Below are 26,298 nucleotides of genomic sequence, written 5' to 3' on the forward strand. Positions count from 1 at the left end.
CCCCGTGATTGACCTTCGCCTGCTCCGTGAGGACCCCGACCGTGTGCGCGCGTCCCAGCGCGCCCGTGGAGAGGACGTCGCGCTCGTCGACTCCCTCCTCGCTGCCGACGAGCGGCGCAGGTCCTCCGGCGTCCGCTTCGACGAGCTGCGCAACGAACAGAAGCAGCTCGGCAAGCTCATCCCCAAGGCGTCCGCCGACGAGAAGGCCGAGCTGCTCAAGAAGGCCGAGCAGCTGAAGGCCGACGTCAAGAGCGCCGACGCCGAGCGCGACGCCGCCGACGCCGAGGCCCACGAGCTGCTGCTCAGGCTGGGCAACCTCGTCCACCCCGACGTGCCCGTCGGCGGCGAGGAGGACTTCGTCACCCTTGAGGAGCACGGCACGATCCGTGACTTCGGCGCCGAGGGCTTCGAGCCCAAGGACCACCTGGAGCTCGGCCAGCTGCTCGGCGCGATCGACGTCGAGCGCGGCGCCAAGGTCTCCGGCTCCCGCTTCTACTTCCTGACCGGCGTCGGCGCCCTTCTTGAACTGGCGCTCGTCAACGCGGCGATCGCGCAGGCCACCGAGGCCGGCTTCACGCCGATGCTGACCCCGGCGCTGGTCCGCCCCCAGTCCATGGCCGGCACCGGCTTCCTCGGCCAGGCGGCCCAGGACGTCTACCACCTCGACAAGGACGACCTCTACCTGGTCGGCACATCGGAGGTGCCCCTCGCCGCGTACCACATGGACGAGATCATCGACGCGGAGCGCCTCCCGCTCCGTTACGCCGGTTTCTCGCCCTGCTTCCGCCGCGAGGCCGGCTCGCACGGCAAGGACACCAAGGGCATCTTCCGGGTCCACCAGTTCGACAAGGTGGAGATGTTCTCCTATGTCGCCCCCGAGGACTCGGAGGCGGAGCACCAGCGTCTGCTGGCCTGGGAGAAGCAGTGGCTGACCTCGCTGGAGCTGCCGTTCCGGGTGATCGACGTCGCCACCGGTGACCTCGGCGCCTCGGCCGCCCGCAAGTTCGACTGCGAGGCGTGGATCCCGACGCAGGGCAAGTACCGCGAGCTGACGTCGACGTCGGACTGCACCGAGTTCCAGTCCCGCCGGCTCTCGATCCGGGTCCGCGACGGCAAGCAGGTCAAGCCGCTGGCCACGCTCAACGGCACGCTGTGCGCCGTACCGCGCACGATCGTGGCGATCCTGGAGAACCACCAGCAGGCCGACGGTTCGGTGTACGTGCCCGAGGTGCTGCGCCCGTACCTGGGCGGCCGGGAGGTCCTGGAGCCGGTGTCCCGGTGACCTTCTCCTACGGGCTGATCGCCACCGACCTCGACGGGACGCTGCTGCGCTCCGACGAGTCGATCTCCCAGCGCACCCGTGAAGCGCTCGCCGCGGCCACCGCGGCGGGCGCGGCGCACATCGTCGTCACCGGCCGTGCGGCGCCCTGGACCCGGCACATCCTCGACGACCTCGGCTACGACGGCCTCGCCGTCTGCGCCCAGGGGGCGCAGGTGTACGACGCCGGGGCGCACCGCCTGCTGACGTCCGTGACGCTGGACCGGCAGCTGGCCGGGGTCGCCCTCGCGAAGATCGAGGCCGAGGTCGGCCCGCTGCACCTCGCGGCGAGCCGGGACGGCCTCGACGGCGAGGTACTGGTGGGGCCGGGGTACGCGGTGACGGGCCATCTCCCGTCGACCCCCTTCACGGACGCGTCCGACCTCTGGGCGGCACCGCTGAACAAGATCTACATACAGCACCCGGAGCTGTCCGACGACGAGCTGGCGGAAGCGGCGCGGCAGGCGGCCGGGGGCTTCGTGACGGTCGCCATGGCGGGCGCGGGGATCGTGGAGCTGCTCCCGCTCGGTCTCTCGAAGGCGACGGGTCTGTCGCTGGCCGCGCGCCGACTGGGGCTGAAGGCGGCCGACACGATCGCCTTCGGCGACATGCCGAACGATGTGCCGATGTTCGGGTGGGCCTCGTACGGGGTGGCCATGGCCAACGCGCATGAGGAGCTTCGCGCGGTGGCGGACGAGGTGACGTCTTCGAATGAGGAGGACGGCATCGCGGTGGTGCTGGAGCGCCTGCTCGGCTGAGGTCGTCAGTCGCCTGCGGGTGCGTGGGGGCTGGTCGCGCAGTTCCCCGCGCCCCTTGGGTGGGACGACTCATGCACGCTTACAAGTTCTGCGGAGGATGCACGGATCGAACGTGCGCGGGCTTTCCAGACCCGATCTCGGCTTAGCAAGCCGGTGCCTTACCACTCGGCCAATCCTCCGGGTGGGCGGCCCACGCGAGAGCGACCATCGCGTGCTCGAAGCGGCCGCCCCGGGCAGCTACCCGGCGATCCGCCGCAGGCTGCCCTGACGGGAGCGGGACGTACTGTCGTACTTGGACATCGTCCGGCTCCTCTCCCAGCTGGTGGGCTGACACAACAACTGTGCCTTCGAGCCGAGTTGGACGCCAGCGATTATTTGAGCGGCGCCCGCTGCACGCGCCCCGTCAGGGGCGCGTGGAACTGCGCGACCGGCCCCCACCGGCCCGCAGCCGAAGAACCGCCTACCGGCGCCACCACTTACGCCGGCCCTTGCTGAAGAACCACCCGGCCGGCGGCTCGTCCGACCGCCACGGCTGCGGCTCGGGTTTCTCGGCCTTCCAACGAGCTGCCAGCATCCGCGCTCGCGCGGAAGGCTCCGCCGCCCCCGCGGACCGTATGAACTCCTCGTCCAGCACCACGCCGTCCCAGTCTGCGCCGGCGTCCCGGAAACCCTCGGCCATCCCCGTTCCTCTCCACGGAACATCCCCTTTGCCCAGTGTGCCCGGACCCAGGTGAAGCCTTCGTCAGTAAAGCCGGTGTCTACTCCTCGCCCGCCAGCGTCAGCGAGCGCAGCTTCTGGCCGGCGTACCAGGTGGCCAGGACGGTCACCGCGACCAGCAGCACCGTGCCCGTCGTCAGGGACACGTCGGAGGTGACCAGGTCGCCTCCGGTCACCTTGTGGGCGACCGCCAGGGACCACTGCTGGACGCTCAGCGTCCGCGCCCCCGGCACCAGGGAGCCGAACAGGGCCTCCCAGACCAGGGCGTAGACGAGGCCGAAGACCACCGCGTGCCGGGACACCGTCCCGAGCAGCAGGAAGAGCGCGGCGTAGGCGATGGAGGCGACCAGCGCGGCGACCGTGTAGGCGACGGCGATCTGCTGGCCGTTGCCGTTCAGGATGAGGCCCGCGATCATGGTCGGCAGGGCCGAGAAGACCATCGTCACGGCGATCGCCACGATCAGCTTGGTGAGGATGATCGTCGGCCGCTTGATCGGCTTGGACAGCAGGTACACCACCGAACCGTCGTCGATCTCCGGGCCGATCGCGCCAGTGCCGGCGATGACGCCGATGATCGGCACCATGGTCGCGAGGGCGAGGCCGCCGAGCAGGTCGGAGGCGGTCTGGTCGTCGGCGCCGGCGAGGCCGCGGACGACGACGGAGATCACGATCAGCAGCAGGGGCAGCGCGCCCAGGATGAGGGCCCGGCGACGGCCGAGCAGGGCCCGGTAGGTGAGCCGGGCGACTGTGGGGTCGTACATCTTCGGCCTCCTACGCCGCGACCAGATACGAGAACACGGATTCGAGGGACTCGTCGGACGGCGAGACCGTGAGCAGCCGGATGCCGTGGTCGCGGGCGACCTTGGGCAGCAGGGTGGTGAAGCGGCCGAAGTCGACGGCCTGGATGCGCAGCGCGCCCTCGGCGAGGTCGACCTCGATGCCCGAGGTGGAGGGGTCGGCGATCAGGGCGGCCGCGAGGGCGCGGTCGTCGCTGGAGCGGACCAGGTAGCGGTGCGGGCGGTCGGTCATCAGGCGGCGGATCTTGCGGAAGTCGCCGCTGGCCGCGTGCCGGCCGGCCACCACGACCTCGATGTGCCAGGCGAGTTGCTCGACCTCTTCGAGGATGTGGGAGGAGAAGAGGACCGTGCGGCCCTCGTCGCCCATGCGCCGCAGCAGTTCCATGAGCTGCATCCGCTGGCGCGGGTCCATGCCGTTGAAGGGCTCGTCGAGCAGGAGCAGGGACGGCTCGTGGACCAGGGCGGACGCCATCTTCACGCGCTGGCGCATGCCCTTGGAGTACGTCGAGATCTTGCGGTCCTGCGCGTACTCCATCTCGACCGTGGCGAGCGCCTTCTGGGCGGCCTTGGCGCCGAGGCCGTGCAGTTCGGCGTTGGCGACGACGAACTCGCGGCCGGTGAGGAAGTCGTACATCGCCTCGCGCTCGGGGACGATGCCGATGTGCTTGTAGATGGCCTCGTTGCGCCAGGTCGGCTGTCCGTCGAGGGTGACCGTGCCGGTGGAGGGGGCGAGGAAGCCGCCCATCATGTTGATGAGGGTGGACTTTCCGGCGCCGTTGGGGCCGAGGAGGCCGGTGACGCCGGGGCCGATGGTCATGGTGACGTCGTTGACGGCGACCACGTTGCCGAACCAGCGGGAGACGTGGTCGATGGAGAGCGTGGTCACAGTCCCACCTTCTTGTAGCGGCGCAGCAGCAGGCCGTAGCAGGCGGCGACGAGGCCGACGATGACGAGCAGGTACACCGCGCCCTGGGTGTGGGAGGGCCCGTCGCCCGGGAAGGTGTTGGTGCCGCCGAGGAGACCGGAGCTCAGGCCGCCGATCAGGGTGACCGGCGAGAACAGCCCGATCCACGGGACGGCGCCGGAGCTGCCCTGGGAGTCGGCGATGGCCTGGAGGGTGGAGACCGCGCCGTAGGAGACGATCAGTACGGCGATCACGGCGGCGATGCCGAAGCCGCGGCGCGGTGTGACGGACGCGATGACCAGGCCGATGCCGGCGAAGAGGAGGGACAGCAGGGCCGCCGAGAGCAGTCCCTGGCCGAACCCCTTGGTCTGGTGGCCGAAGTCCATCTTGGCGAGCAGCGCACCCAGGTACAGCACGACCAGCGGGGCGCCGGTGAGGACGAACAACGCCGAGGCCAGGGCGGCGAACTTGGCCTGGACGTAGTCGGCGGTCTCGATGGGCCGCGAGAAGTACAGCGGGATGGTCTTGAAGCGCAGGTCGCGGGAGACGGCCTGGGGTGCCTGCGAGGCGACGTACAGGCTGATGACGGCCTGCATGATGATCGCGTAGCGCGTGTAGGGCACCGGCAGGTCGTGCGCCTTGGTGGCGACGGCGACGGCGACCATGATGGCCGCCGGCACGCAGATCACGGCGAACAGCAGCATCGGCAGCACCTTGGACTTCACCGAGCGGCCGAGGCCGTAGGAGCCGCGCAGGGTCTGCGAGTAGAGGGAGCGGCGGGCGTAGGCGCGGCCGAGGCGCGGGCCGTCGTAGCCGCGGTAGCCGATGTCGTGGATCCGGGACTGGTCACCCGCGGGGGTGGCCGGGGGATGCTCAACCGCCATGGACGGTCGCCTCCTTCCGCTGCTCGTCGCTGCTGGTGAAGACCTCGGAGATGTGGTGCCGGCGCTGCTCCATGCGCACCAGGCCGAGGCCGAGGTCGGCGACGACGTCACGGACGAGGTCGTACGTCTCCTCGCCCTGGGCGGTGAGCAGCAGGATGTGTCCGGCGCCCGGCAGGCCGCCGCCCTCGTTGTCCGTCTCCACCCCGCGCGCGTGGAGCGCGTCGCGCACCGCGCGGGTGCCGTCGGGGTGCTCGTCGCTGTCGGTGACCTCGATCGCGAGGGTGGTCGTGGTCTGGGTGAAGTCCGTGGTGGAGCTGGAGCGCAGCAGCTTGCCGCCGTCGACGACGACCACGTGGTCGCAGGTGCGTTCCAGTTCGCCGAGCAGGTGCGAGGTGACCAGGACCGAGATGCCGAAGTCGGTGTGGATGCGGCGGATCAGGCCGAGCATCTCGTCGCGGCCGACCGGGTCGAGGCCGTTGGTCGGCTCGTCGAGGAAGACCAGCTGCGGGTCGTGCACCAGGGCCTGGGCGAGCTTCACGCGCTGCTTCATGCCGGTCGAGTAGCCGCCGATGGGGCGGTACCGCTCCTCGTAGAGACCGACGTGGCGCAGGGTGTCGGCGGTGCGCTCGCGGGCGGCGGTGGGCGGCAGGCCGGACATCCGGGCCATGTGCACGACGAACTCGGTGGCCGAGACGTCGGGCGGCAGGCAGTCGTGTTCCGGCATGTAGCCCACGCGCTCGCGGATGGCGGCGCCCTTGGTCGCGACGTCGAGGCCGAGCACCTCGGCACGGCCCTCGGTCGCGGGGGACAGACCCAGCAGGATCTTGATCAGGGTGGACTTGCCGGCGCCGTTGGCCCCGACGAGTCCGGTCACACCGGGTCCGATGTCCACGGACAGCCGGTCGAGCGCGGTCACCCGGGGGAACCGCTTGCTCAGGCTTTCGGTCGCGATCACAGTCACGTCATAGAAGGTAGTGACGCGGACCACTGCGGGTCGTCAGACCCGAGAGCAGTCTTCGCGTCACTCTGGAGTATTACTGGGCCCTAGGGGATCCCCTGCTTGAGAGCTACGCAGAGTTATCCACAGGCCCCATCTCGCCTATTGACGTTCACTCTAACAACTGCCACATTCACCAGTGTCAAGTTACGGGCACGTACCGCAGTCGACGGAGACGGGGCGGATCGGGTGACGACGGCAGTGCAGGGAGAACGCGCGGCGGAGCTCCAGGGTTTCCGACGGGTGCAGCGACTCGCGTACGAGTGCGCGGAGGCGGTCGCGGCCCGGCTGGAGCCGGGGATCACCGAGCGCGAGGCGGCCCGGATGCAGCGCGAGTGGCTGCGTGCGCGAGGCGTGCGGGACTGGTTCCACCTCCCCTTCGCCTGGTTCGGCGACCGCACCGCGTTCACGGACTTCCGCATACCGCTGCAGTTCTTCCCGACCGACCGCAGGCCGGCCCCCGGCATGCCGTTCATCCTCGACCTGGCCCCGGTGTACGAGGGCTGCACGGCCTACATCGGCTACTCGGGCTCCCTCGGGCCCAACCCCGTGCAGGAGCGGCCGGCGGCCGACCTGGAGGCGCACCGGGAGCTGATCCTGCGCGAGGTGCGCGAGCGGCGCCCACTGCGCGAGATCTACCAGGACGTGGACCGCCTCATGGTCCGCCAGGGCTACGCCAACCGGCATCGCGCGTACCCCTTCGGGGTGATCGCCCACAAGGTGGACCGGGTGAAGCGGCATCGCTGGTCACCACACCTGTTCGGGTTCGGCGTCCAGTCCCTGAAGGGGCTCGCGGCCGACGCCCTGCACGGTCACCGCGAGGGCTGGTCGCCCCTGTGGTCGCCGTACCGCTTCTGCGACCACCCGCCCCGGCCGGGCCTGTGGGCGGTCGGACCGCACCTCGGGTTCCGGGGTACCGGCGCCGAGATCGAGGAGATCCTCGTGGTCACCTACTCCCGGGACCCCGAGCAGAGCGCCTTCTGGCTGGACGACGATCTGCCATGGGGGTCCCCCCGCGCGAGGTCGTTCGAGCGTGGGGGAGTGCGACGTTGGGCGGAGGACAAGTGACGGACATCGAAGGCGCGCGCGAGCGGCGGGTGCGGACGGGCGGTGTCGACCTGTGCGTGGCGGAGCTGGGCGACCCGGCCGCCCCGACGGTCGTCCTCGTCCACGGCTACCCGGACAGCAAGGAGGTCTGGTCCGCGGTCGCGGCCCGCCTGGCCGACCGCTTCCACGTCGTCCTGTACGACGTCCGCGGCCACGGCCGCTCCACCGCCCCGAAGCCCCTGCGCGGCGGCTTCACCCTCGCGAAACTCACCGACGACTTCCTGGCGGTGATCGACGAGGTGAGCCCGGACCGCCCGGTGCACCTCGTGGGCCACGACTGGGGCTCGGTGCAGTCCTGGGAGTTCGTCACGGTGGGGCGCACCGAGGGCCGGATCGCCTCCTTCACGTCGATGTCCGGGCCGTCCCTGGACCACTTCGGACACTGGATCAACACGCGCGTACGGCGCCCGACGCCCCGCCGGGTGGGCCAGCTCCTCGGCCAGGGCGCCAAGTCCTGGTACGTGTACCTGCTGCACACCCCGGCCCTGCCCGAACTGGCCTGGCGCGGCCCCCTCGGCAAGGCCTGGCCGGGAATCCTGCGACGGGCCGAGAAGCTCCCCGCGGGGGACTACCCGACCGCCTCCCTGCCCTCCGACGCGGCACACGGCGCCTGGCTGTACCGCGACAACGTACGAGCCCGGCTGCGCCACCCGCGCGAGGACGCGTACGCGCACGCGCCCGTGCAGCTCATCACGCCCCTGGGCGACGCGTTCCTCTCCGAGCGGCTCTACGACGACCTGGAGCGCTGGGTGCCCCGGCTCACCCGCCGCACCCTGCCCGACAAGCACTGGATCCCGCGCACCCGGCCGGACCAGGTGGCGTCCTGGATCGAGGAGTTCGTGCGGTCCGTCGAGGCCGGCCAGGACCCGCGGCCGACGCGCACGGACCGCCACGCCCAGCGGTTCGGGGGCCAGTTGGTCCTGGTCACCGGCGCGGGCAGCGGCATCGGGCGGGCGACGGCGTTCGCGTTCGCGGAGGCGGGCGCACGGGTGGTGGCGGTGGACCGGGACGCGGAGGCCGCCGCGCGCACGGCCGAGCTGTCCCGGCTGGCCGGCGCGGCGGACGCGTGGGCGGAGACCGCCGACGTCTCCGACGAGCAGGCCATGGAGAAGCTCGCGGAGAAGGTCCACCGCGAGTACGGGGTGCTGGACGTCCTGGTCAACAACGCCGGCATCGGCCTGTCGGGCTCCTTCTTCACGACGACGACGCAGGACTGGCGGCGGGTCCTGGACGTCAACCTCTGGGGCGTGATCCACGGGTGCCGCCTCTTCGGGGCCCGCATGGCGGAACGCGACCAGGGCGGCCACATCGTCAACGTCGCCTCGGCCGCCGCGTACCAGCCCTCCCGGGCGCTGCCGGCCTACAGCACCTCCAAGGCGGCGGTCCTGATGCTCTCCGAGTGCCTGCGCGCCGAACTCGCCTCCCGGCGCATCGGGGTGACGGCGATCTGCCCCGGCCTCATCAACACCAACATCACGTCGACGGCCCGCTTCACGGGGGTCGACGAGGCGGAGGAACGGCGCCGCAGGGAGCGCTCGGCGCGGCTGTACGGCATGCGCAACTACCCGCCGGAGAAGGTGGCTTCGGCGATCCTGGAGGCGGTGGCACACAACCGCGCGGTGGTCCCGGTGACGCCGGAGGCGAGGGGGGCGCGGTGGCTTTCGCGGCTGGCGCCCGCGGCGTTGCGGCGAATCGCGCGGGTGGAGCCGAAGCTGTAGGGGGCGCGGCTCCAACTACGGGTGTGCGAAGGCCGATCGCGCGACTCCATGGACCGAGGAGGAACCGGCGCGTCTGTCCCGCGCCGAGCCGGAAGCCGCGCAACTCGGCGTACCGGCACCGGTGGACGACGTCCCTGACCCCTTCCACGCCCCGAGTCTCCAAGAACCGTCCGTGGCAGCCGAGTTGCAGGCGTCCGACGTTCCGCGCTCCGGATCTCCTGGCACCTGGGGAAGTTGCGGGTCCGGAGCGAGCATGTCCGGGCCTGGTCAGCCGAGTTCACTGCCCCTAGGTCCGATCCGGGGGAGTGGGCGAAATCCCCGGACCGAACGCGCGCCGAGCCCCTTCCCACGGACGAGATCGGTGCTGCACGGCGCCCCGTTGGTCCCGGCCACACCGCGGAGCGCAATCGTGATCCCCTCCGAACACCAGCTCCAGGTACGGCACTTGGAGGTCCTCGCCGCACATCACAGGCCTGTTAACGATCTTGACGAAACACCGTGAAATGCCCAGTACTTGTCCACAACTCGGCCAATTTCCTTGTGGATAACCGCACTTGGTTGTGGATCAAACCTGCGGCGAAAAATATCTGCGTGATCCGCGTCTCGCCCGGCACTCTGATGGCATGAACGCAAGACACAGCGAAGGAGCACAGGACGAGCGGCGCACCGTGAAGGTGTCGAAGTACCTCTCGAAACACCTGCGCCACCAGCCCGAACGCATCGGGCTCAGCCTGGACGAGGCGGGCTGGGTGGAGATCGACACGCTGCTCGCGGCGCTGGCGGCGCACGGTTTCCTGGTCACCCGCGAGGAACTGGACCACGTCGTCGCCGCCAACGACAAGCAGCGGTTCGCCGTCGAAGGCACCCGGATCCGCGCCAGCCAGGGCCACAGCATCGACGTCGACCTCGGACTGCCCCCGGCGACCCCGCCGCCGTACCTCTACCACGGCACCGTCGCGCGGAACCTGGACGCGATCCGGAACGACGGCCTCAGGCCGATGAACAGGCACGACGTGCACCTGTCGGCCGACCGCGAGACCGCGGCACGGGTCGGCGCCCGGCGCGGGCGCCCCGTCGTGCTGTCGGTCGACGCCGGCGCGATGCACCGGGACGGCCACGTCTTCCACATCAGCGCGAACGGCGTGTGGCTGACCCAGGCCGTGCCCCCGCGCTACCTGCGCCTCCCCGATCCGCACTGACCCCGGCAACCGTCCGTACCAGGAGCGCCTCACCATGAACCCGCGCACGCCGTGGCCGGGCGGCCGCGTACGGTGACCGTTTCCTGCGTCGCCGGTGGGTCCCCTTAGTCTCGGATCCATGAGTCTGCGTCTGAGCACCGTGATCCTCCCCCACCGCCGCTGGCACGAGGGCGGCCGTTCCGCCTGGACGCGCGCGGAGGAACTGGGCTTCCACACCGCGTACACGTACGACCACCTGTCCTGGCGCACCTTCCGGGACGGCCCGTGGTTCGGGGCGGTACCGACGCTGACCGCCGCCGCCTCCGTCACCGACCGGATCCGGCTGGGCACGCTGGTCACCTCGCCGAACTTCCGGCATCCGGTGACACTCGCCAAGGAGCTGATCTCCCTCGACGACGTCTCCGGCGGCCGGGTGACGCTCGGAATCGGCGCCGGCGGCACCGGATTCGACGCCACCGCGCTGGGCCAGGAGCCGTGGACCCCACGGGAGCGGGCCGACCGGTTCGCGGAGTTCGTGGCGCTGCTCGACCGGCTGCTCACCGAGGACTCCGTGACGTCCGAGGGCGAGTTCTACTCGGCCGGCGAGGCGCGCAACATCCCGGGCTGTGTGCAGCGGCCCCGGCTGCCCTTCGCGGTGGCAGCGACCGGCCCGCGCGGGCTGAAGCTGGCCGCGCGGCACGGCCAGGCATGGGTGACCACCGGCGACCCGAAGCTCTACGAGACGGGCACGCCCGAGCAGTCGTTCGAGGCGCTGCGCGGACAGCTGGGCAAGCTCGCCGACACCTGCGCGGCGACCGGCCGGGACGCCTCGGAACTGGGCAAGGTGCTGCTCACGGGGTTCACCCCGGACCGCTCCCGGCCGCTGGAGTCCCTGGACGCGTTCGTCGACTTCGCCGGCCGGTACCAGGAGCTGGGCTTCACCGAGCTGGTGATCCACTGGCCCGTCCCCGACTCGGTGTTCGCGACCGAGGAGAAGGTCTTCGAGCGCATCGCCATGGAGGCCCCGGCCCAGCTGGGCTGAACCGCTCAGCCGCACGGGACGGCCGAACAGGACGGCGGTGGCGGCGCTCCGGAGTCGTCTGTGTCTCATCTGTGCGCCCGCTCGCACGGCCGTGCGGGCATATGCGCGAGAATGACCCGGTGACCTCAGCGACCCGACAGCCCGAGACCCCTGCCTTCGCGACCCCGCCCCGGCTGATCGCCACCGATCTCGACGGCACCCTGCTGCGCGACGACAAGTCCGTCTCCCCGAGGACCGTCGCCGCGCTGGCCGCCGCCGAGGAGGCAGGGGTCGAGGTCTTCTTCGTCACCGGCCGCCCGGCCCGCTGGATGGACGTCGTCAGCGACCACGTCCACGGCCACGGTCTGGCGATCTGCGGCAACGGCGCCGCCGTGGTCGACCTGCACGGCGGCCCCGGCGCCCACCGCTTCGTGAAGGTCCGCGACCTGGCCCGGGAGAACGCGCTGGACGCCGTGCACCTGCTGCGCGAGGCCGCACCCGGCACGGTGTACGCCATCGAGCAGACGTACGGCTTCCACCAGGAGCCGGCCTACCCCAAGCTGCACATGGAGATACCGGACCGCCTGCTGCCCGCCGAGGAGATCCTCGCGGCCGACGGTCCGAGCGCCGGCGAGCCCGTGCTCAAGATCCTCGCCTACCACCCCGACCTCGACCCCGACGCCTTCCTCACCGTCGCCCGCCTGGCCGTCGGCGACCGCGCCACCGTCACCCGGTCCAGCCCCAGCGCGCTGCTGGAGATCAGCGGTCCGGGCGTCTCCAAGGCCAGCACGCTCGCCCTGGAGTGCGCCGAACGCGGTATCTCGCCGGACGAGGTCGTGGCCTTCGGCGACATGCCCAACGACGTCGAGATGCTGACCTGGGCCGGCCGGTCCTACGCCATGGGCAACGCCCACCCCGCCGCCGTCGCCGCCGCCTCCGGCCGCACGGTCGCCAACAACGAGGACGGGGTGGCCGTCGTGATCGAGCAGCTGCTGGCCGCCCGCGCCTGAGGCCGCCCGCCGTACCGGACTACCGGACTACCGGACTACCGGACTCCCACCAGCGACTCGGCCGCCGCCTCCCGCGCCGCCATCGCGCGCAGCGGTCCGGCCACGGCGGCCAGCTCCGCGTAGGTGCCGCGCTGCGCCACCCGGCCCTCGTCGAGGACGATCACCTCGTCCACGGCCTCCAGGCCCGCCAGCCGGTGCGTGATGAGCAGCGTCGTACGGCCCTCGGTGGCGGCCAGCAGATCCGCGGTGAGCGCGTCGGCCGTGGGCAGATCGAGATGCTCGGCGGGCTCGTCCAGCACGAGCACCGGGAAGTCGGCGAGCAGCGCCCGGGCGAGCGCCAGCCGCTGCCGCTGCCCACCGGACAGCCGCGCCCCGTGCTCGCCGACCAGGGTGTCCAGCCCGTCGGGGAGCCCGTCCACCCAGTCGAGCAGCCGGGCCCGCCCCAGCACGTGCCGCAGCTGCTCCTCGGTGGCCTCCTTCCGGGCGAGCAGCAGGTTCTCCCGTACGGAACTGTCGAAGAGATGCGCGTCCTGGGCGCACAGCCCGACCAGCCGTCGTACGTCGTCGCTGTCCATGCCGAACGCGTCCACCCCGGCGAGCGTGTAGGCGCCCGCGTCCGGGTCGAGGAACCGCAGCAGGACCTGGGCGAGGGTCGACTTGCCGGCGCCGGAGGCACCGACCACGGCGATCCTGCGGCCCTCGCGCAGGGTGAGGTCGACCCCGGTGAGCGCGTCCCGGCCCTGCCCCGGGTGCCGGGCCGTCAGGCCCTTCAGTACGACGGGGAAAGGCACGGCAGGCGCCTGGCGGGGCCGCTCCGGCTCGCGCACGGGCTCAGGGGCGTCCAGCACCTCGTAGATGCGCTCGGCGCTCCTGCGCACCCGCTGGCGGTGCTGCACGGCCGTCGGCAGGCCCAGTACGGCCTCGAAGGCGGCCAGCGGTGTGAGTACGACCACCGCCATCGCCACGCCGCTCAGCCGGCCCTCGGCGACCCCCTGGGCGCCCAGCAGCGCGGCGGCCGCGACGGTCAGGCCGGTCAGCAGCGCGGTCAGCCCGTCACCGAGCGCGGTGGCCGTGGCTCCCCGCGAGGCGATCCGGGTGAGCGTGCCGTCGGCCCGCCGGGCCTCGTCGGTACGGGCGGGCAGCGCACCGGCGACGGTCAGTTCGGCGGTGCCGGTGAGCAGGTCGGTGACCCGCGTCGCCAGCAACCCGCGGGCGGGCGCCAGCCGGTGCTCGGCGCGCCGCGCCACCGCCGACGTCACCAGCGGGACCCCGGCCCCGGCCGCCAGCAGCCCCACCGCGAGGGCGACCCCGGCCCCGGGCAGCAGCCAGGCAGTGAACCCCACGGCCCCTGCGGACACGGCCACCGCGATCCCGGCGGGCAGCAGCCACCGCAGCCAGTAGTCCTGCAAGGCGTCCACATCGGCGACCAGGCGGCTGAGCAGATCGCCCCGCCTGGTCGCGCGCAGCCCGGCGGGCGCGAGCCGCTCCAGCCGCCGGTACACGGCGACCCGCGTATCGGCCAGCATCCGCAGCACGGCGTCGTGCGACACCAGCCGCTCGCCGTACCGGAACACGGCCCGCCCGATCCCGAAGGCCCGCGTGGCCGTCACGGCGACCATCAGATACAGCACCGGCGGCTGCTGAGAGGCCCGCGAGATCAACCACCCGGAGGTGGCCATCAGCCCGACAGCACTGCCCACCGCGAGAGCCCCGAGCAACAACGCGAGCAACAACCGCCCCCGCCGAGCCCGAGAAGCAGCACGAACCCGCCCGAGGACACCCCGGTGACGCCCGGACGCGGTCTCCACAGGGCCGCCTGCAAGCTGCCCGAGCACTTCCGACTGCCCACTCGCCGGCCGCCCGCCTCGCCCCGCGTCCTCACCCCTACCAAGCCGCCCTACAGCCTCACTCCCCGATCGCCCGAGCCGCTCCCCAGCTTCACTCCCCGATCGCCCGAGCCGCTCCCCAGCCTCACTCCCCGATCGCCCGAGCCGCTCCCCAGCCTCGCCTCCCAGCGCGCCGAGCCGCTCCGCGACCTCGCTCTCCGACTGACCGAGTCGGGTGGTGGGTGGGCGAAGGCTCTGGGGGTCCAGGGGGCGGAGCCTCCTGGGGACCTCGGGGCGGAGCCCCCTGGGGACCTCGCTGCCGGAGAGCCGCACGACACGGTCCGCCGCCGACAGCAGCGCCGGCCGATGCACCACCAGCAACACGGTCCGCCCCTCGGAGAGCCTCCGTACCGCCGCCACGACCTCCCCCTCGGTCGCCCCGTCCAGCGCAGCCGTCGGCTCATCCAGCAACAGCATCGGCCGGTCGGCCAGAAACGCCCGCGCCAACGCCAGCCGCTGCCGCTGTCCGGCGGAGAGACCGGCCCCGTCCTCCCCGAGCACCGTCTCCACCCCCTCCGGCAGCGCATCCACGAACTCCAGCGCCCCGGCGTCCCGCAACGCCCCCCGGACGGCGTCGTCGTCCGCGTCGGGACGCGCGAGCCGTACGTTCTCGGCGATCGTCCCGGCGTACAGATGCGGCCGCTGCGGCACCCACGCGATCCGCGACCGCCACTCCTCCGGATCGAGGCCGGCGAGGTCGGCTCCCCCGACCCGCACCCGCCCCGCCTCCGGGCGTACGAACCCCAGCAGCACGCTCAGCAGCGTCGACTTGCCCACCCCGCTGGGACCGACCAGTGCGACGGTCTCCCCGGGTTCGACGGTGAACGAGACGTCGGTGATCGCGTCCGCCGACCGCCCCGGGTACCGGACCGTCACCCCTTCGAAAGCCAGAGGCACAGCCCCCACGGGAACCGCACCCACCCCGGAGACCGGCATCGGCGTCTCCAGCACCGCGAAGATCTCCTCCGCCGCCGCCAGCCCCTCCGCCGCCGCGTGGAACTGGGCCCCCACCTGCCGCAACGGCAGATACGCCTCGGGCGCCAGCACCAGGATGACCAGTCCGGTGTACAGGTCCATGTCGCCGTGCACGAGCCGCATGCCGATGGTCACGGCGACCAGCGCCACCGACAGCGTGGCCAGCAGCTCCAGCGCGAAGGAGGAGAGAAAGGCGATCCGCAGCGTCCGCATGGTCGCCTGCCGGTACTCACCGGTGATCCGGCGGATGGACTCGGCCTGCGCCTTGGCCCGGCCGAACACCTTCAGCGTGGGCAGCCCGGCGACCACGTCCAGGAAGTGCCCGGAGAGCCGGGACAGCAGCCGCCACTGCCGGTCCGTCCGGGACTGGGTGGCCCAGCCGATCAGCACCATGAAGAGCGGTATCAACGGCAGGGTCCCGACGATGATCGCCGCGGAGACCCAGTCCTCGGTGACGATCCGCGCCAGCACCGCGACCGGCACGACCACCGCCAGCCCCAACTGCGGTAGATAACGCGAGAAGTAGTCGTCGAGGGCATCGACCCCGCGCGTGGCGAGCGTGACCAGCGACCCGGTCCGCTGGCCACCCAGCCAGCCGGGACCGAGCGCCACCGCCCGGTCGAGAAGCCGGCCCCGCAGCTCGGACTTGACCGCCGCGCTCGCCCGGTGTGCGGCCAGCTCGGTGAGCCAGGAGACCAGCGCCCGGCCGACCGCTACGGCCGCCAACAGCAGCAGGGGGGTGCGGAGTTCGGAGGCCGGGTGACTGTGCTGGAAGGCACCGACCACGACCTCGGCGATGAGCATGGCCTGAGCGATGACCAGCCCGGCACCGACGGCACCGAGGCCCACGACAGCCACCAGGAAGAGGCGGGTGGCACGGGCGTAACGCAGCAGGCGGGGATCGATTGGTTTCACGTGAAACATGCCCTTCGGCCCGGAGAGGGTGTTTCACGTGAAACGTCACAGGCCACCGCGACCATCACCATGAGACACCCTCCCCTCGGACTCAGTGCGCGGCTTCGGTCGCTATGTGCTGCGTACCGATCCGCTTGCGGAACACCCAGTAGGTCCAGCCCTGGTAGAGCAGGACCAGCGGCGTGGCGATCGCCGCCAGCCACGTCATGATCTTCAGGGTGTACGGGCTCGACGAGGCGTTGGTGACGGTGAGGCTCCAGTCCCCGTTGAGCGACGACGGCATGACGTTCGGGAAGAGCGACAGGAAGAGCATCGCCACCGCGGCCACGATGGTCACGCCGGACAGCGCGAACGCCCATCCCTCACGGCCTCGCAGGTTGGCCCCGAGGGCGGCGACCAGCGCGGCGACCGCCACGATCACGGCCACCAGACTCTTGCCGTCCCCGCTGTCGACCTGGGTCCACAGCAGGAAGGCCAGCGCCAGCACGGCGGTGAGCAGACCGACCTTGGTCGCCAGCTTCCGTGCCCGTACCCGGATGTCGCCGACGGTCTTGAGCGCGGTGAACACCGACCCGTGGAAGGTGAACAGCGTCAGCGTCACCAGTCCGCCGAGCAGGGCGTACGGGTTGAACAGGTCCCAGAGCGTGCCGACGTACTCGAAGTTCCGGTCGATCTTCACGCCGTGCACGATGTTCCCGAAGGCCACGCCCCACAGGAACGCCGGGATCAGCGAGGTCCAGAAGATCGCGGTCTCCCAGTTGCGCTGCCAGTTCTCCTCGGGCCGCTTCGCCCGGTACTCGAAGGCGACACCCCGGACGATCAGGCAGACCAGGATGACCAGCAGGGGCAGATAGAAGCCGGAGAAGAGCGTGGCGTACCACTCGGGGAAGGCGGCGAAGGTCGCGCCGCCCGCGGTGAGCAGCCACACCTCGTTGCCGTCCCAGACCGGGCCGATCGTGTTGATCAGCACCCGCTTCTCCAGGCGGTCCCGGGCGAGCAGCTTGGTGAGGATGCCGACCCCGAAGTCGAACCCCTCCAGGAAGAAGTAGCCGGTCCACAGGACGGCGATCAGGACGAACCAGACGTCGTGAAGTTCCATGACTGCGTCTCCCTCGGCCTAGTACGAGAAGGCCATCGGCTTGTCGGCGTCACGGGTCTCGCCGCCGATCTTCGTGGGCGGGTTGAGATCGTCCTCGGTGAGCTCGGGCGGGCCCGCCTTCACGTACTTCACGAGCAGCTTGACCTCGATGACGGCGAGGACGGCGTAGAGCGCGGTGAAGGTGATCATCGAGATGAGGATCTCGGTCTGGGAGACACCGGGGGAGACCGCGTCGCGGGTCTGGAGGACGCCGTAGACGACCCAGGGCTGACGGCCCATCTCGGTGAAGATCCAGCCCCAGGAGTTGGCGATCAGCGGGAAACCGAGCGTCCAGATCGCCACCAGCCAGTACAGCCGGCCGAGCTTGGGGCTGAGTGCCTTGCTCTTGAACAGGACCAGATGCGGCACCTCGTCCTCGCCGACCCTCAGGTGCTGCGGCAGCATGAACTTCTTGCGGGTCAGCCAGAGCCCGGCCAGGCCGATGGCGAAGGACGCCATGCCGAAGCCGATCATCCAGCGGAACGCCCAGAAGGTGACCGGGATGATGGGCCGGTAGTCGCCCGCGCCGTACTTCTGCTGCTCGGCCTTGTTGGTGTCGTTGATGCCGGGGACGTACGAGTTGAAGTTGTCGTCGGCCAGGAACGACAGCAGACCGGGGACGGACAGTTCGACGGTGTTGTGGCCCTTGCTGACGTCGCCGTAGGCGAAGATCGAGAAGGGTGCCGGCTTCTGGCCGTCCCACAGTGCCTCGGCGGCGGCCATCTTCATCGGCTGCTGCTTGAACATCACCTTGCCGAGGGTGTCGCCGCTGATCGCGGTGAGCATGCCTGCGATGACGACGGTGACCAGACCGAGCCGCAGTGAAGTCTTCATCACGGTGATGTGCTTCTTGCGGAACAGGTGGAAGGCGGCGATGCCGACCATGAACGCGCCGCCGGTCAGGAAGGACGCGGACAGCGTGTGGAAGGCCTGGGCCAGCGCGGTGTTCTGGGTGAGAACGGCCCAGAAGTCGGTGAGCTCGGCCCGCCCCTTCGCCTTGTCGATCTTGTAACCGACAGGGTGCTGCATCCACGAGTTGGCCGCGAGGATGAAGTACGCGGACAGGATCGTGCCGATGGAGACCATCCAGATGCAGGCCAGGTGGATCCGCTTGGGAAGCTTGTCCCAGCCGAAGATCCACAGCCCGATGAAGGTGGACTCGAAGAAGAAGGCGATCAGTGCCTCGAAGGCGAGCGGCGCGCCGAAGATGTCGCCGACGAAGCGCGAGTAGTCGGACCAGTTCATGCCGAACTGGAACTCCTGCACGATGCCGGTGACCACGCCCATCGCGATGTTGATCAGGAAGAGCTTGCCCCAGAACTTGGTCGCCCTGAGGTACTTCTCCTTCTCCGTACGCACCCAGGCGGTCTGCAGGCCGGCCGTGAGAGCGGCCAGCGAGATCGTCAGCGGGACGAACAGGAAGTGGTAGACGGTGGTGATGCCGAACTGCCAGCGCGCCAGTGTCTCCGGCGCCAGAGCCAGGTACACGTCGTCATTCTCCTTACGTCGCCGTGATACAGCGGCACATGACCTTTTTGTCGCGTACATAACGGATCAAAAGGGCCAAGCTTGTGAATGCATTCACATTCACAAGCCATTATGACGCACTGATGGTCGACCATCGAAGGGGGGTCGCACTTGAGCCGTTCGGCACCTTCCGGGAACGAGTACGGGGCCGTCCGGCCCTCATGTCGGCCGTACGACCCCGCACCCTCGGCATCCCGGGAGCCCGCGGGAAGTCCCCCACCGGCCCCGCGGGCTCTACAGCTCCTTACGGAACGCCTCCGCCACCTTCACGAAGATGTCGTTCGCCTCGGTCTCGCCGACCGTCACCCGCACCCCCTCGCCCGGGAACGGCCGGACGACCACGCCGTGCTCCTCGCAGAGCTGCGCGAAGGCGGTCGTACGCTCCCCCAGCCGCAGCCACACGAAGTTGGCCTGGGTCTCGGGCACCGTCCAGCCCTGGCCGCGCAGCGCCTCGACCACCCGCTGCCGCTCGCACACCAGCGAACCCACCCGCCCGAGCAGCTCGTCCTCGGCCCGCAGCGAGGCGATCGCCGCCTCCTGGGCGAGCTGGCTCACCCCGAAGGGAACCGCCGTCTTGCGCAGCGCCGCCGCCACCGGCTCATGCGCGATCGCGAAGCCGACGCGCAGCCCGGCGAGGCCGTACGCCTTGGAGAAGGTCCGCAGCACGCAGACGTTCGGCCGCTTCCGGTAGATCTCGACACCGTCGGGCACCTCGGGATCGCGGATGAACTCCCGGTAGGCCTCGTCCAGGACCACCAGCACGTCACCCGGCACCCGGTCCAGGAACCGCTCCAGCTCGGCCCGCCGCACGACCGTGCCCGTCGGGTTGTTCGGGTTGCAGACGAAGATCAGGCGGGTGCGGTCGGTGATCGCGTCCGCCATCGCGTCCAGGTCGTGCACGTCACCGGGCGTGAGCGGCACCTGGACCGACCGGGCGCCGCTGATCTGCGTGATGATCGGGTACGCCTCGAAGGACCGCCACGCGTAGATCACCTCGTCGCCGGGACCGCTGGTGGCCTGGATCAGCTGCTGGGCGACACCGACCGATCCGGTCCCCGTGGCCAGATGGCCGAGCGGGACGCCGAAGCGGTCCGACAGCTCGGTCATCAGCCCGGAGCACGCCATGTCCGGGTAACGGTTGAAGGCGGTGGCGGCCGCGGTGACGGACTCCATCACGCCGGGCAGCGGGGGATAAGGGTTCTCGTTGGAGGAGAGCTTGTAGGCGACCGGGCCGTCGGCCGCCGCCGGCCTGCCCGGCTTGTAGGTGGGGATACCCTCCAGCTCGGCGCGCAGCTTGGGGCTCGTCTCGCTCACCGCAGTCCTCCTCGCGACCACCGGCGGACCGTCCGCACCGCCGGCTTCCCATACTCCTCACTTTATGAGGATTCGGCGCCGCCGCGTACAGCGGAAGAACGGGAGCGGAGCCGGACCCCATCCGTCCCACCGGCATCACGGGCATCACCGTACGAAGGCGCATTTATCGGGGGCGCGCCCTACATATATCTACGCGCCGGTGGCTCACGCCGTGGCGCGCATCACCCGTGCAGGTGAGTTGAGACCTCTTCGAAACATCGGGCACTTGGCAGGCCCATCCGTGCCGACGAGTCACGTCTCACTATTGGATCGTTCAACTGACTTTCTTTCTAAGGCAGTTGACCCCGATTGACCTTGCAGAAACGTGCCTGTCAACGCGTGCATATGCGTCCGCACTACCCCACCGCATGAGCCCTACTATCGGCTCGCCATGACAGCAGCAGGGAAGCACCAGGTGAGCCGCGCGGAAACCTCTCGGCGAGGCAGCCGGCCAGGCCGGGCGGGCATCAGAGACGTGGCCGCCGCCGCCGGAGTCTCCATCACGACCGTCTCCGACGCCCTGAACGGCAAGGGGCGGCTCCCGGATGCCACCCGCCGCCACGTCAGAGAGGTCGCCGACCGGCTGGGGTACCGCCCCTCGGCCGCCGCCCGCACCCTCCGTACCGGCAAGTCGGGACTCATCGGCCTGACCGTGACGACGTACGGGGATGAACCTTTCACCTTCACCGAGTTCGCGTACTTCGCCGAGATGGCGCGGGCCGCCACCTCGGCCGCGCTCGCCCGTGGCTACGCCCTGGTGATCCTGCCGGCGACCTCACGGCACGACGTGTGGTCGAACGTCGCCCTGGACGGCACGGTCGTCATCGACCCCTCCGACCAGGACCCGGTGGTCAGCGAACTGGTCCGGCAGGGCCTGCCGGTGGTCTCCGACGGCCGCCCGGCCGGTTCGCTCCCGGTCACCGCCTGGGTGGACAACGACCACGAGGCGGCCGTCCTCGGCATCCTCGACCATCTCGCCGACGCGGGCGCCCGCCGGATCGGCCTGCTCACCGGCACCACGACGGACACGTACACGCATCTGTCGACCACCGCCTACCTGCGCTGGTGCGAGCGCGTCGGCCAGGACCCGGTCTACGAGGCCTACCCCGCGCACGACCCGTGCGCGGGCGCCGTCGCCGCCGACCGGCTGCTCGCCCGCCCGGACCGCCCCGACGCCGTCTACGGCCTCTTCGACCCCAACGGCACGGACCTGCTCGCCGCCGCCCGCCGCTACGGGCTGCGCGTTCCCGACGACCTGCTGCTGGTGTGCTGCAGCGAGTCGACCGTGTACGCCAACACCGAGCCGCCCATCACCACGCTCTCCCTGAAGCCGCGCCGGATCGGTACGGCGGTGGTGCAACTGCTCATCGACGCGATCGAGGGGGTCGAGTCGGACCAACCGGTCGAGCAGGTGATACCGACCGAACTGATCGTGCGTACCTCCTCCCAGCGACGCCAGCAGCGCACCACGGTCAGCCCGCCGCGGGCACCGGAGGAGGAGTAGCACGGACGCGCACAGAGGGGGGCGGCGCGGCTGCCGGGCGCCGTCGGACGGCGGCCGGCAGCCGAACGGTGAGGGGTCGAACCCCTGCCCAACCGGGGCGAAAGCCCCGCTGAACCGGAGTCCTGCCCGGATTCACCACCCCTGGGTCATCACACGGCGCGACGGGCATTCCTATGATGGGCCCACGACACCGCGGGCCGCTGCGACCAGGCAGGCCGAAGCGGTGCAGATGCGGCGCGATGGTGGAGGGGTCTGATGACTCAGGGGGCCGGTCAGGGACCCGAGGCGGAGCGGACGGCGACGTTGCGCGACTTCCGGGTGCCCGGGTACGTCAACGAGACCGGCCCGTACGCCCGCAGCGCACACCCTGGGGACGTCGCCCCGCCGCTCGACGGGCCGTACCCGGAGGCATACCCCGAGGGGTATCCGGACGGTTACTCGGACGAGTACCCGGAGGGGTACACACCCACCCAGCGCGACCTGCCCGTCATCCACCGCGGCGACACGCTCCAGATGCCGGTCGAACCGGCCGCCGCCCCGGCCTCGCAGCTCGCGGCCGGTCCGGGCCCGCTGTACGTCGTCGGCGACGTGCACGGCTACTTCGACGAGCTGGTCGCCGCGCTGCGGGAGCAGAGCCTGATCGACGCGGACGGGCACTGGTGCGCGGGCACCGCCCGGCTGTGGTTCCTCGGCGACTTCACCGACCGGGGTCCGGACGGCATCGGCGTCATCGACCTGGTGATGCGGCTGTCCGCCGAGGCGGCCGCGGCCGGCGGCTACTGCAAGGCCCTGATGGGCAACCACGAGCTGCTGCTGCTCGGCGCCAAGCGGTTCGGCGACACCCCCGTCAACTCCGGCGCGGGCACCGCCACCTTCCAGGCGGGCTGGCTGCTCAACGGCGGCCAGAAGACCGACATGGACCGGCTCCAGGACCACCACCTCCAGTGGATGGCACGCCTGGACGCCGTCGAGGAGGTCGACGGCTATCTGCTGGTCCACTCCGACACCACCGCCTACCTCGACTACGGCGACTCGATCGAGGCGGTCAACGACACGGTCCGCGAGACCATCACGCGTAACGACGCGGACGAGGTCTGGGACCTGTTCCGCAAGTTCACCAAGCGCTTCTCCTTCCGCGACGAGGGGGGTGCAGACGCCGTCCGTTCCCTTCTCGATACGTACGGCGGTACCCGCATCGTTCACGGACACAGCCCGATTCCCTATCTGCTGGGGGAAGTCGGCTCCGAAGAGGGCGAAGAAGGCAGCGGTCCGGTTGTGGAAGGACCGCACATCTATGCCGAAGGACTCGCCATCGCCATGGACGGCGGCGTGACCATGGCCGGAAAGCTGCTGGTGAGGCAACTTCCGCTGGATTCCTGAGCATTCGCCGGGCTCTTTGGTCCTCCCGATGTCACACGCGGTCAACCCCCAATTTCCGGCAACCCCCTGTCACCGCGTGCCGTAACGGCTCTACCATCGGTTTATCCGTAGCAGGCTCCCCTCCGTTTCTGCCCGACGGCTCGCCGGCGTGCGAGCCACCAGCCCTACGGAGCATCGGGGGATGCACATGAACAGCGTTCCGCAGCACCTGCACAGCGAGGACCGCCAGGAATACGAGCGGATCCTCGATGAGGCGCTGCGCTCCGCCCAGTACCGTCCCGAACTGGCCGGTATAGGCCAGCGTTTGAACATCGAACAGCTGCGCACCATGGCGCTCAACGCCACCGCACTCATCACGGCGGCCGCGGCGACCGAGTACCAGCACTATGTGAAGGTCCGCGAGGAACTGCGCAATCCCGCGCGGTCCACCCCGGCCGCCGTCCAGGACTCCGGCTCCGCAGAGCCGGGCCCGGGCGGCGCGATGGGGCTCGCCACCACCCTCGGCGAGGCCGCCGAGACCACCGGCGCCGGAGGCTTCGCCCTCGCCCTGGTCCTGGCGCCCGTGCTCGCCGGTACCTCAGCCGCCATCTTCCTGCTCGTCGGCTATGTCCTGAAGATGCTGGACCCGGCCCCGGCGTTCGCCCAGACCATGCTCACCGCGGGCTGGGTGTTCGGCGTCGTGACCGCGGCCACCATCCTCATGGCCGGCGCGGGGCTGCTGCTCACCGCACTGCGCAACAGCCCCTCGCTGGAGGCCGGGGCCTACGGCGAACCGGACGGGGAGGTGGCCAAGGCCCGGGAGGCCTGGCGGGACGCCCTGCTGGAGCGCGGCATCCTGCCCTTCCTGCGGGAAGCACTGGCCACCGACACCGGCACGTCCGGACTGCGCCGTACCGCTCCGTCGAGCCCGGTGGGCCGGATGCCGCGGCTCGGTTACGGCCGTCCCGGATTCAGCACCGACGACGGCGCCGCCCCCGCGCCCCGGCCGAGCTTCACCAGCCCGGATTACACCAGTCCGGACTTCGGAGGCCCGGAACACCAGCCGGAATAGCCCGGCTTGCGCCCCCGCCCAGGGGGCGCAGGCCGGACACCCGGCCCAGGCGGCCGCGCCGGGGCACCGGACGCGATGCCGAGCCCGGCGCCGACCGCCGGTGCCGTGGCTCGTCCCGTCCCCTGGGACGCACGCGCCGTGTCAGTCGGCGATCGGCAGGTACACCCGGTTCCCGCCGGCCGCGAACTCCTTCGACTTCTGGAGCATCCCCTCCACGACCTCCTCGGCTGACGCGCCTTCGGCCGCCGCGCCGCCGAACCGCTCGGTGATGCTCTGACTGATCTTCATCGAGCAGAACTTGGGCCCGCACATCGAGCAGAAGTGGGCCGTCTTCGCCGGCTCCGCCGGGAGTGTCTCGTCGTGGAACTCGCGGGCCGTGTCCGGGTCCAGGGCGAGGTTGAACTGGTCCTCCCACCGGAACTCGAAGCGGGCGTCGGACAGTGCATCGTCCCACTCCTGCGCGCCCGGGTGGCCCTTGGCGAGGTCGGCCGCGTGGGCAGCGATCTTGTAGGTGATGACGCCGGTCTTGACGTCGTCCCGGTCGGGCAGGCCCAGGTGCTCCTTGGGCGTGACGTAACAGAGCATCGCCGTACCCCACCAGGCGATCATCGCGGCACCGATGCCGGAGGTGATGTGGTCGTACGCCGGTGCGACGTCCGTGGTCAGCGGGCCGAGCGTATAGAACGGAGCTTCATCGCAGATCTCCTGCTGAAGGTCGATGTTCTCCTTGATCTTGTGCATCGGGACATGGCCCGGGCCCTCGATCATCGTCTGTACATGGAAACGCCTGGCGATCCGGTTGAGTTCCCCGAGCGTGCGCAACTCCGCGAACTGCGCCACGTCGTTGGCGTCCGCGATGGAGCCGGGGCGCAGCCCGTCGCCCAGCGAGTACGTGACGTCGTAGGCGGCGAGGATCTCGCAGAGCTCCTCGAAGTTCTCGTACAGGAACGACTCCTTGTGGTGCGCGAGGCACCAGGCCGCCATGATCGAGCCCCCGCGCGAGACGATGCCGGTCTTGCGGTTGGCGGTGAGCGGCACGTACGACAGGCGCACGCCCGCGTGGACGGTCATGTAGTCCACGCCCTGCTCGGCCTGTTCGATGACCGTGTCCTTGTAGATGTCCCAGGTCAGTTCCTCGGCCCGGCCGTCGACCTTCTCCAGGGCCTGGTAGAGCGGCACCGTGCCGATGGGGACCGGGGAGTTGCGCAGCACCCACTCGCGGGTGGTGTGGATGTTGCGGCCGGTGGAGAGGTCCATGACCGTGTCGGCGCCCCAACGGGTCGCCCAGGTCATCTTCTCGACCTCCTCCTCGATGGAGGAGGTGACCGCGGAGTTGCCGATGTTGGCGTTGACCTTCACCAGGAACCGCTTGCCGATGATCATCGGCTCGATCTCCGGGTGGTTGACGTTGGCGGGCAGCACCGCCCTGCCCGCCGCGATCTCCTCACGGACCACGTCGGGAGAAACGTTCTCGCGGATGGCCACGTACTCCATCTCGGGGGTGATCTCGCCCCGGCGGGCGTACGCGAGTTGCGTCACCGCCTCGCCGTCGCGGCCGCGGCGCGGCTGGCGCGGGCGGCCCGGGAAGACCGCGTCGAGGTTGCGGAGGCCGCCGCGCGGCGCGGTGTGCTTGATCCCGTCGTCCTCGGGACGGACAGGCCGGCCCGCGTACTCGGCGGTGTCACCGCGGGCGATGATCCAGTTCTCCCGCAGCGCCGGCAGGCCCCTGCGGACGTCGGTCCCGACGAGCGGATCGGTGTACGGGCCCGAGGTGTCGTAGAGCGTCACCGACTGCCCGTTGGTGAGGTGCACCTGTCGGACCGGCACCCGCAGATCGGGGCGGGAGCCCTCGACGTACCCCTTGTGCCAGCCGATGGACTTCCCGGCCTCCCCGGACGTTTCACCCGTGATGGGCTGTTCGTCCTGGCTGAAGGCAGGCGTGCGTACGTCCTTGTTGGTCATGAGACCTACTCCCTACGCCGGCATTACCCGGTAACAGGTTCGGCGGTCGACGCAGCGGTTTCCGTGGGGCGGCGTTTCCTGTGAAACATCACTCGTTCCACGTGAAACATCGCGAATACGGAGGTCAGCGCCCTCTCAGCCCGGTGCTCCGAGCTCCCGCGTGTGCAAAGGTGCCTCCACGCTAGCGTCAATTCGGGC

20 protein-coding genes and 1 tRNA gene are annotated in these 26,298 nt (G+C 70.6%); 10 read left to right on the forward strand and 11 right to left on the reverse strand.

Annotation, left to right across the window (positions count from 1 at the left end; all coding sequences use genetic code 11):
- The first annotated feature begins 4 nt into the window (after positions 1–4).
- Together serS and IEZ11_RS12680 are read left to right on the forward strand one after the other, a co-directional pair.
- Positions 5–1,282: a serine--tRNA ligase gene (gene serS, locus IEZ11_RS12675; protein WP_189262793.1), complete on the forward strand. Its 1,278-nt coding sequence runs from the start codon at positions 5–7 to the stop codon at positions 1,280–1,282.
- On the forward strand, positions 1,279–2,076 hold the full coding sequence (locus IEZ11_RS12680) for an HAD family hydrolase (RefSeq protein ID WP_189262794.1): 798 nt from the start codon (positions 1,279–1,281) through the stop codon (positions 2,074–2,076). Before serS ends, IEZ11_RS12680 begins: the two co-directional genes overlap by 4 nt.
- Positions 2,077–2,167: 91 nt before the next feature.
- Here the strand turns inward: IEZ11_RS12680 and IEZ11_RS12685 are convergent.
- From IEZ11_RS12685 to IEZ11_RS12710, 6 genes are all read right to left on the reverse strand, one after another.
- Positions 2,168–2,255 (reverse strand) — tRNA-Ser (locus IEZ11_RS12685).
- 281 nt (positions 2,256–2,536) lie between these two features.
- Positions 2,537–2,755 carry an SGM_3592 family protein gene (locus tag IEZ11_RS12690; protein WP_189262795.1) on the reverse strand — a complete coding sequence of 73 codons (219 nt, stop codon included), beginning with the start codon at positions 2,753–2,755 and terminating at the stop codon, positions 2,537–2,539.
- Between the two features lie 79 nt (positions 2,756–2,834).
- Positions 2,835–3,554: an ABC transporter permease subunit gene (locus IEZ11_RS12695; RefSeq protein WP_189262796.1), complete on the reverse strand. Its 720-nt coding sequence runs from the start codon at positions 3,552–3,554 to the stop codon at positions 2,835–2,837.
- 10 nt (positions 3,555–3,564) lie between these two features.
- Positions 3,565–4,476, reverse strand: a complete 912-nt coding sequence (locus IEZ11_RS12700; RefSeq protein WP_189262797.1) for an ABC transporter ATP-binding protein — start codon at positions 4,474–4,476, stop codon at positions 3,565–3,567.
- Positions 4,473–5,378 carry an ABC transporter permease subunit gene (locus IEZ11_RS12705; protein ID WP_189262798.1) on the reverse strand — a complete coding sequence of 302 codons (906 nt, stop codon included), beginning with the start codon at positions 5,376–5,378 and terminating at the stop codon, positions 4,473–4,475. The genes IEZ11_RS12700 and IEZ11_RS12705 overlap by 4 nt, the downstream gene beginning before the upstream one ends.
- Positions 5,368–6,333 carry an ABC transporter ATP-binding protein gene (locus tag IEZ11_RS12710; protein ID WP_189263075.1) on the reverse strand — a complete coding sequence of 322 codons (966 nt, stop codon included), beginning with the start codon at positions 6,331–6,333 and terminating at the stop codon, positions 5,368–5,370. Before IEZ11_RS12710 ends, IEZ11_RS12705 begins: the two co-directional genes overlap by 11 nt.
- Before the next feature lie 231 nt (positions 6,334–6,564).
- Here IEZ11_RS12710 and IEZ11_RS12715 point away from each other — a divergent pair, with 231 nt between their 5' ends.
- The 5 genes from IEZ11_RS12715 (at position 6,565) to IEZ11_RS12735 (ending at position 12,409) form a co-directional block, all read left to right on the forward strand.
- Positions 6,565–7,443: a M24 family metallopeptidase gene (locus IEZ11_RS12715; protein WP_189262799.1), complete on the forward strand. Its 879-nt coding sequence runs from the start codon at positions 6,565–6,567 to the stop codon at positions 7,441–7,443.
- Positions 7,440–9,200, forward strand: coding sequence for an SDR family oxidoreductase (locus IEZ11_RS12720; protein ID WP_229712983.1), 1,761 nt, complete (start codon positions 7,440–7,442; stop codon positions 9,198–9,200). The genes IEZ11_RS12715 and IEZ11_RS12720 overlap by 4 nt, the downstream gene beginning before the upstream one ends.
- A gap of 623 nt (positions 9,201–9,823) precedes the next feature.
- Positions 9,824–10,399, forward strand: coding sequence for an RNA 2'-phosphotransferase (locus tag IEZ11_RS12725; protein ID WP_189262801.1), 576 nt, complete (start codon positions 9,824–9,826; stop codon positions 10,397–10,399).
- Positions 10,400–10,517: 118 nt separating this feature from the next.
- Positions 10,518–11,420: an LLM class flavin-dependent oxidoreductase gene (locus IEZ11_RS12730; RefSeq protein WP_189262802.1), complete on the forward strand. Its 903-nt coding sequence runs from the start codon at positions 10,518–10,520 to the stop codon at positions 11,418–11,420.
- Between the two features lie 101 nt (positions 11,421–11,521).
- On the forward strand, positions 11,522–12,409 hold the full coding sequence (locus IEZ11_RS12735) for an HAD-IIB family hydrolase (RefSeq protein WP_189262803.1): 888 nt from the start codon (positions 11,522–11,524) through the stop codon (positions 12,407–12,409).
- 35 nt (positions 12,410–12,444) lie between these two features.
- On the opposite strand, the gene cydD is transcribed toward IEZ11_RS12735, so the two are convergent.
- From cydD to hisC, 4 genes are all read right to left on the reverse strand, one after another.
- Entirely contained in the window at positions 12,445–16,194 is a 3,750-nt protein-coding gene (cydD, locus tag IEZ11_RS12740) for a thiol reductant ABC exporter subunit CydD (RefSeq protein WP_189262804.1), read from the reverse strand.
- An 82-nt stretch (positions 16,195–16,276) separates the two neighbouring features.
- On the reverse strand, positions 16,277–17,284 hold the full coding sequence (gene cydB / locus IEZ11_RS12745) for a cytochrome d ubiquinol oxidase subunit II (RefSeq protein WP_189262805.1): 1,008 nt from the start codon (positions 17,282–17,284) through the stop codon (positions 16,277–16,279).
- Positions 17,285–17,302: 18 nt separating this feature from the next.
- Positions 17,303–18,811 (reverse strand): cytochrome ubiquinol oxidase subunit I, encoded by a 1,509-nt coding sequence (locus IEZ11_RS12750; protein WP_189262806.1) that lies wholly within the window; start codon positions 18,809–18,811, stop codon positions 17,303–17,305.
- A 273-nt stretch (positions 18,812–19,084) separates the two neighbouring features.
- Positions 19,085–20,164, reverse strand: coding sequence for a histidinol-phosphate transaminase (hisC, locus tag IEZ11_RS12755; RefSeq protein ID WP_189262807.1), 1,080 nt, complete (start codon positions 20,162–20,164; stop codon positions 19,085–19,087).
- 430 nt (positions 20,165–20,594) lie between these two features.
- Here hisC and IEZ11_RS12760 point away from each other — a divergent pair, with 430 nt between their 5' ends.
- The 3 genes from IEZ11_RS12760 (at position 20,595) to IEZ11_RS12770 (ending at position 24,138) form a co-directional block, all read left to right on the forward strand.
- A complete protein-coding gene (locus tag IEZ11_RS12760) occupies positions 20,595–21,707 on the forward strand; it encodes a LacI family DNA-binding transcriptional regulator (protein ID WP_189262808.1) in 1,113 nt (370 codons plus the stop codon).
- Positions 21,708–21,962: 255 nt separating this feature from the next.
- Positions 21,963–23,087 (forward strand): metallophosphoesterase, encoded by a 1,125-nt coding sequence (locus tag IEZ11_RS12765; protein ID WP_189262809.1) that lies wholly within the window; start codon positions 21,963–21,965, stop codon positions 23,085–23,087.
- A gap of 181 nt (positions 23,088–23,268) precedes the next feature.
- Positions 23,269–24,138: a hypothetical protein gene (locus IEZ11_RS12770; protein WP_189262810.1), complete on the forward strand. Its 870-nt coding sequence runs from the start codon at positions 23,269–23,271 to the stop codon at positions 24,136–24,138.
- Positions 24,139–24,279: 141 nt separating this feature from the next.
- Here the strand turns inward: IEZ11_RS12770 and thiC are convergent, their stop codons facing one another.
- Complete coding sequence (thiC, locus tag IEZ11_RS12775) at positions 24,280–26,100, reverse strand: phosphomethylpyrimidine synthase ThiC (RefSeq protein ID WP_229712984.1); 1,821 nt, start codon at positions 26,098–26,100, stop codon at positions 24,280–24,282.
- Between the last annotated feature and the right edge of the window lie 198 nt (positions 26,101–26,298).

This window comes from Streptomyces fuscichromogenes, from assembly GCF_014645815.1.
Lineage (GTDB): Bacteria > Actinomycetota > Actinomycetes > Streptomycetales > Streptomycetaceae > Streptomyces > Streptomyces fuscichromogenes.

Coding starts and splice junctions, on each gene's coding strand:
- IEZ11_RS12735 (WP_189262803.1), top strand. CDS start 11,522: ATGCGCGAGAATGACCCGGTGACCTCAGCGACCCGACAGCCCGAGACC.
- IEZ11_RS12695 (WP_189262796.1), bottom strand. CDS start 3,554: ATGTACGACCCCACAGTCGCCCGGCTCACCTACCGGGCCCTGCTCGGC.
- IEZ11_RS12690 (WP_189262795.1), bottom strand. CDS start 2,755: ATGGCCGAGGGTTTCCGGGACGCCGGCGCAGACTGGGACGGCGTGGTG.
- IEZ11_RS12760 (WP_189262808.1), top strand. CDS start 20,595: ATGACAGCAGCAGGGAAGCACCAGGTGAGCCGCGCGGAAACCTCTCGG.
- IEZ11_RS12765 (WP_189262809.1), top strand. CDS start 21,963: ATGACTCAGGGGGCCGGTCAGGGACCCGAGGCGGAGCGGACGGCGACG.
- IEZ11_RS12770 (WP_189262810.1), top strand. CDS start 23,269: ATGCACATGAACAGCGTTCCGCAGCACCTGCACAGCGAGGACCGCCAG.
- IEZ11_RS12705 (WP_189262798.1), bottom strand. CDS start 5,378: ATGGCGGTTGAGCATCCCCCGGCCACCCCCGCGGGTGACCAGTCCCGG.
- IEZ11_RS12725 (WP_189262801.1), top strand. CDS start 9,824: ATGAACGCAAGACACAGCGAAGGAGCACAGGACGAGCGGCGCACCGTG.
- thiC (WP_229712984.1), bottom strand. CDS start 26,100: ATGACCAACAAGGACGTACGCACGCCTGCCTTCAGCCAGGACGAACAG.
- IEZ11_RS12730 (WP_189262802.1), top strand. CDS start 10,518: ATGAGTCTGCGTCTGAGCACCGTGATCCTCCCCCACCGCCGCTGGCAC.
- cydD (WP_189262804.1), bottom strand. CDS start 16,194: ATGTTTCACGTGAAACCAATCGATCCCCGCCTGCTGCGTTACGCCCGT.
- cydB (WP_189262805.1), bottom strand. CDS start 17,284: ATGGAACTTCACGACGTCTGGTTCGTCCTGATCGCCGTCCTGTGGACC.